Origin of the sequence: Paraburkholderia sp., from assembly GCF_036488505.1 — a bacterium.
Taxonomy (GTDB): Bacteria; Pseudomonadota; Gammaproteobacteria; order Burkholderiales; family Burkholderiaceae; genus Paraburkholderia.
This window is the reverse complement of the sequence record NZ_DASXHN010000378.1, coordinates 1-4,924: the sequence shown is the minus strand read 5'-3', so window position 1 is coordinate 4,924 and position 4,924 is coordinate 1. Positions and strand designations below refer to the sequence as shown.

Genomic DNA, 4,924 nt, shown 5'->3' with positions numbered 1-4,924 from the left:
TATCGCAACTTCTTCGGCTCGCAAAGCTATCTGGTCGCGCCGTATTCCGAAGCGCTGCATTTTCTTCCTTCGTATCTGCAGCAGTTGGAGATGGAGAGCAACGGCAAGTCCGCGCGGCTCGATGGCACGATGGTCGACTATCCGACCGCGGCGGTCACGTGGGGCGAACCTGGCACCAACGGCCAGCATGCGTTTTTCCAGATGCTGCACCAAGGGCCGACGATCGTGCCGATCGACTTTATCGCGGTGCTCACCCCCGAACATCCGCTCGCGAGCCATCATCCGAAGCTGCTCGCGAACTGCTTCGCGCAAAGCGAGGCGTTGATGCTTGGCCGCACGCTGGAAGAGGCGAAGAAAGTGGCCGGCCCGGACAAGCCCGAACTCGCGCCGCACCTGGTGTTCCCAGGCAACCGGCCGACCGCGACGCTGCTCATCGACGCGCTGACCGCCCGCTCGCTCGGTGCATTGATCGCGCTGTACGAGCACAAGGTGCTGGTGCAGGCGTCGGTGTGGAACATCAATCCGTTTGATCAGTGGGGCGTCGAACTCGGCAAGATTCTCGGCAAGGTGGTCGAAGCCGATCTGACGGCGGCGAGCGTCGATGCGAACAAGCACGATTCGTCGACATCGGCGTTGATCGCGCGCGCACGCGCGGCGTTGAAGCGGTGAGACCGAAGCGATCGGGCGGCCGGCGCGCTGCGATGCTGTAATCGTTTGACTGCACCGCGCCTAAGCCCTGGTTTCACGAGCAATGCACGAGGCGGGCTGCGTGCCCGCTTGTTTGCATCGACGACGCGCTCGATGCATGCGATCGAGAATCGAGGCTCGCCGTGGATTCGTTACCCGAGCCGCCCCGCTTCGATCGTCACCGTCATGTCACAGCGGCGCGCCAGTTCGATGTCGTGCGTGACGAGCACCAGCGTCGCGCCGTGCGCGCGATTCATCTCGAACATCAGATCGATCACCGCGTGGCCCGTGGCCGCATCGAGGCTGCCGGTCGGCTCGTCGGCAAACAGGATCGCCGGACGCGTGACGAACGCGCGCGCGAGCGCAACCCGCTGCTGTTCGCCGCCCGACAACAGCTTCGGATAGTGCCCGGTGCGTTTGCCTAGCCCGACCTGATCGAGCAATTCGCGCGCACGTTGCGCGGCGTCACGCGTACTGATGCCGCCTTGCAGTTCGAGCGGCAGTGTCACGTTTTCGAGCGCTGTCAGATGCGGCATCAGTTGAAACGACTGGAACACGAAGCCGACGGAGCCGCCGCGCAATGCGGCGCGCTGGTCTTCGTTCAGTTCGCCGAGTTCATGGCCGAGTAGCCGAACCGAGCCCGCGCTCGCGCTGTCCAATCCCGCGAGCAAGCCGAGCAGCGTAGACTTGCCCGACCCGGACGCACCGACGATGGCCACGCTGCTGCCGGCGTCGATCGTAAGCTCAATGTCGTCGAGAATCGTCAACTCGCCTGTTGCATCCTTAACCTTCTTGCACAAACCCCGCACTTCGATGACTGGATCAGTTCTGTTTGGCATGGTGAAGCATAGGTTGGAAGTGCGCGCCATCGCCCCTCGCGCCGCGGCGTTGACCGCGGCATTCGGCGCGGCCATGATGGCCGCCGCGCTAGTTGTGTTGCCCTCGCCCGCCGATGCGGCCAATGCGCCGGAAGCCGCGAGGCCGGTGATCGTCGTACTCGGCGACAGCATCTCCGCCGAATACGGGCTGGCCCGCGATACGGGCTGGGTCGCGTTGATGCGTCAGCGTCTGGCCGAAGAGCGAATCGATTATAGCGTCGCCAATGCAAGTATCAGCGGCGACACCACAAGCGGCGGACGCGCGCGCATGCCCGCGCTGATGCAACGATTGAAGCCGAACATCGTGATCGTCGAACTCGGCGCGAACGACGCGTTGCGCGGCGTGCCGCTCTCCACGACCGAAGACAACCTGCGCACCATCATCGAAGAGGCCCAGCAGGGGCACGCGAAGGTCGTGCTCGTCGGAATGTATGTACCGCCCAACTACGGCCCCGACTACACGCAGAAGTTCCACGGCATCTACGGCCAGTTGTCGAAAGAATTCCGCGTGCCGCTCGTGCCGTTTCTGCTGGCCGGCATCGCGGATAAACCGGACATGTTCCAGGCTGACCAGATCCATCCGAACCAGCAGGCACAGCCCGTGCTACTGGAAAACGTGTGGCCCGCTGTCAAGCCACTCCTTCGCACAAGTTCGCCGCACTGAAGGGCTGCTAACGACTTGTTTCTGGAACCAGGGGAACACGGCTCTCCAAAGCGATTGCTGCGCTTTCGCAACCCCGTGCGACCCGGCTCATTCGTGAGCGACTCCTGAGGAGATAACGTGAAATACCTACCGTTAATCGCTTTGACTGTTGCCCTGTCGGCCTGCGCTGGCCAACCTCCCGCAGGCGTCCAATCCGTCGGCCAAAGCCAGCAACCGCCCGCCGCCGTCGGCACCTGCATCGCGCATAAATGGGCGGACGCTTCGCAACAACAGGTGGTTACGCAAACCACGCTCGCCAACGATCAGGCCATGGACGTGTACGTTCCGGGACAGCAACCGCCTAACGGCGCCGCCGCGGTGGTACGCCCGTCGTATACCGGCAAGGGCACGTGGGTCGGCTTCCGCTCCTCGAATGGTACCGGCGGTAGCCAGGCGACCAGCGCGATCAGCGGATGCCTGTAATGCAGGCACTTGTCCGATAGCGGGGATAGCTCGTTCCATCGCTTCGCGCCTGCCGACGTTTTGGCTGACGCGCGTGTCGATCTCGTGCTGCTCGCCACAAAAAAAAGCCCCGCAATCGCGGGGCTTTCTTTCTGCCGGCAGACAACGCTTACTGGTCGGCCGTCTGCGGCGCGCTATCGACCGAGCCGTAGTACTTCACCTTCGAACGCTCGCGCAGTGCCTTGATGAAGGCCTCTACTTGCGCTTGCGCATCGACCTGCGCGATCTGCTGCTGGGCCGCGGCGAGGCGGTGCGGGTCGATTGCGGTGTCGGCCACGACCTGGTTGACGCGATAGATCGCATAACCGTCGTCACCGAGATCGACGCCGACGTAGGCCGGCAATTTTTGCGCATCCACCTTGTAGATTGCGCTCAGCGCCGCGGGCGGCACGCCCTGCGAATCGTTGCGCGAGACCTTCAGCGGCGACGAAAAACCGGCGGTCGTTTTCGACTTCTCGAACTCGGCTAACTTCGCGATCCCGTCCTTGTGCGCGGCTTCGTCCGACTGCGCGGCGATTACCTTTTGCCGCACCGCGTCTTTGACCGCGTCGAAGGCGGGCACTGCAGCGGGCTTGTAGTCGGTCACGTGCGCCGCGATCAGCGTGTTACCGCCGATGTCGATTGCCTGGGTATTGTTGTGCGCCGACACCGAGTCGTTCGCGAACACCGCGTCAAGGAACTTCGCATTGTTCAGCGGACTGTCGGGCGGCAGCTTCGGATCGGGCTGCGGCGTGACCGTCGCGGTCTGCACCTGCAGCTTGTATTTGTCCGCGGCCGGTTGCAGGCTCTTCGCCTTTTCATACACGAGCGACGAGAAACCTTCCGACCCATCGGTGAACGCCTTGGTGGCCAACTGTGTCTTCAACTCCTTCGCAATCTGGTCCTTCACTTCGTCGAACGGCCGCGTGACCGCCGGCTTCACGTCCGTGACCTTGACGATATGAAAGCCGAAGTCGGTTTGCACGATACCGCTGATTTCGTCCTTCTTCAGCGCGAATACCGCGTCGTCGAACGCCTGGCCACCCGCGATCATGCCGCGGCCAAAGTAGCCGAGATCACCGCCCTTCGAGGCCGAGCCCGGGTCCTGCGAATTCTGTTGCGCGATCTGCGCGAACTGATCGGGGTGCGCTTTGACCTGCGCCAGCAGTTCCTCGGCTTTCTGCTTTGCCTTCGCTTTGTCGGACGCGCTCGCGTCCTTCGGTGCCGCGATCAGGATGTGACTCGCGCGTACTTCACCGTCGGTGCGGAACTGGGCGATGTGGTCGTCATAGTACTTTTTGAGGTCTGCGTCGCTGGGCTGGATCGAGGCGGCAAGCGTGGCCGGCGACATCACGACGTACTGGATCGTCGCGGTAGCCTGCGTCGCGAAGTCGTTGCGATGCGCGTCGTAGTAGGCCTGCAGTTGCGCGTCGGTCGGCTGGACCTGCGCTGCGTAGTCGCGCGGATGGAAAGCGATGCCTTGCACTTCACGCTGCTGGTCGGCGAGTGCGGTCAGATGCTGCGCGAGTGTCTTCGACGTGAACGCGCTACCCTGAATGCTCGCCGGCAACTGCTCCATCGCAAGGGTGTAGCGCACGCGCTCGTCGTACTGATCGGGCGTCATACCTTGCATCGCAAGCAACTGCTTGTAACGCTCGATGTCGATCGAGCCGTCGGGGTTCTTCAGCGAAGAGATCACCGGATCGGCCATCAGTGTGCGGCGCACCGCGTCGTCCGATGCGGTCAGGTGCAAGCGTTGTGTTTCGTCGGCCAGCACGCGCTGCTCGATCATGCCGTCGAGGATTTGCCGGCGATGCTCCGGCGTATCGAACGTCTTCATGTCGAACTGCGCGCCGAGGACCTGACGCGCGCGATCGAGCTGCTGACGCACTGCGTCGTCGTATTCGACGCGGGTGATCTTGTGACCGTTGACGCTCGCGACGTTCGTACTTTCGTCAAAGAAGCCGCGGAAGCCCTGGATACCCACAAAACCCAACCCCGGCAAAATGACGAGGATGAGCATGAACATCATCAGGCGCTGGTGATTGCGGAAAAAATCGAGCATGCGTAAGGGGTGCCAAAAACAGAACGCCCGATCTTACAACAGCGGGCAATAAAAAAGGCGAACCGGAGTTCGCCTTTCGTGGATACTGGCGGAGTGGACGGGACTCGAACCCGCGACCCCCGGCGTGACAGGCCGGTATTCTAACCGACT

4 protein-coding genes and 1 pseudogene are annotated in these 4,924 nt (G+C 62.7%); 3 read left to right on the top strand and 2 right to left on the bottom strand.

What is annotated here, in order from left to right; translation table 11 throughout:
* Positions 1–669: pseudogene (locus VGH68_RS22155) on the top strand (glucose-6-phosphate isomerase); the annotation flags it as partial.
* Between the two features lie 170 nt (positions 670–839).
* On the opposite strand, the gene VGH68_RS22150 reads toward VGH68_RS22155, so the two are convergent.
* On the bottom strand, positions 840–1,526 hold the full coding sequence (locus VGH68_RS22150) for an ABC transporter ATP-binding protein (RefSeq protein WP_331605855.1): 687 nt from the start codon (positions 1,524–1,526) through the stop codon (positions 840–842).
* On the opposite strand from VGH68_RS22150, the gene VGH68_RS22145 reads away from it, so the two are divergent.
* Both VGH68_RS22145 and VGH68_RS22140 read left to right on the top strand, forming a co-directional pair.
* Entirely contained in the window at positions 1,525–2,229 is a 705-nt protein-coding gene (locus VGH68_RS22145) for an arylesterase (protein WP_331605854.1), read from the top strand. The genes VGH68_RS22150 and VGH68_RS22145 overlap by 2 nt on opposite strands.
* 117 nt (positions 2,230–2,346) lie before the next feature.
* Positions 2,347–2,691: a hypothetical protein gene (locus VGH68_RS22140; RefSeq protein ID WP_331605853.1), complete on the top strand. Its 345-nt coding sequence runs from the start codon at positions 2,347–2,349 to the stop codon at positions 2,689–2,691.
* Between the two features lie 148 nt (positions 2,692–2,839).
* Here the strand turns inward: VGH68_RS22140 and VGH68_RS22135 are convergent, their stop codons facing one another.
* Positions 2,840–4,774 carry a SurA N-terminal domain-containing protein gene (locus tag VGH68_RS22135; RefSeq protein ID WP_331605852.1) on the bottom strand — a complete coding sequence of 645 codons (1,935 nt, stop codon included), beginning with the start codon at positions 4,772–4,774 and terminating at the stop codon, positions 2,840–2,842.
* Between the last annotated feature and the right edge of the window lie 150 nt (positions 4,775–4,924).

What these genes read in the sequence shown, in the direction of transcription:
- VGH68_RS22145 (WP_331605854.1), top strand. Translation starts at nt 1,525, where the DNA reads ATGGTGAAGCATAGGTTGGAAGTGCGCGCCATCGCCCCTCGCGCCGCG.
- VGH68_RS22150 (WP_331605855.1), bottom strand. Translation starts at nt 1,526, where the DNA reads ATGCCAAACAGAACTGATCCAGTCATCGAAGTGCGGGGTTTGTGCAAG.
- VGH68_RS22135 (WP_331605852.1), bottom strand. Translation starts at nt 4,774, where the DNA reads ATGCTCGATTTTTTCCGCAATCACCAGCGCCTGATGATGTTCATGCTC.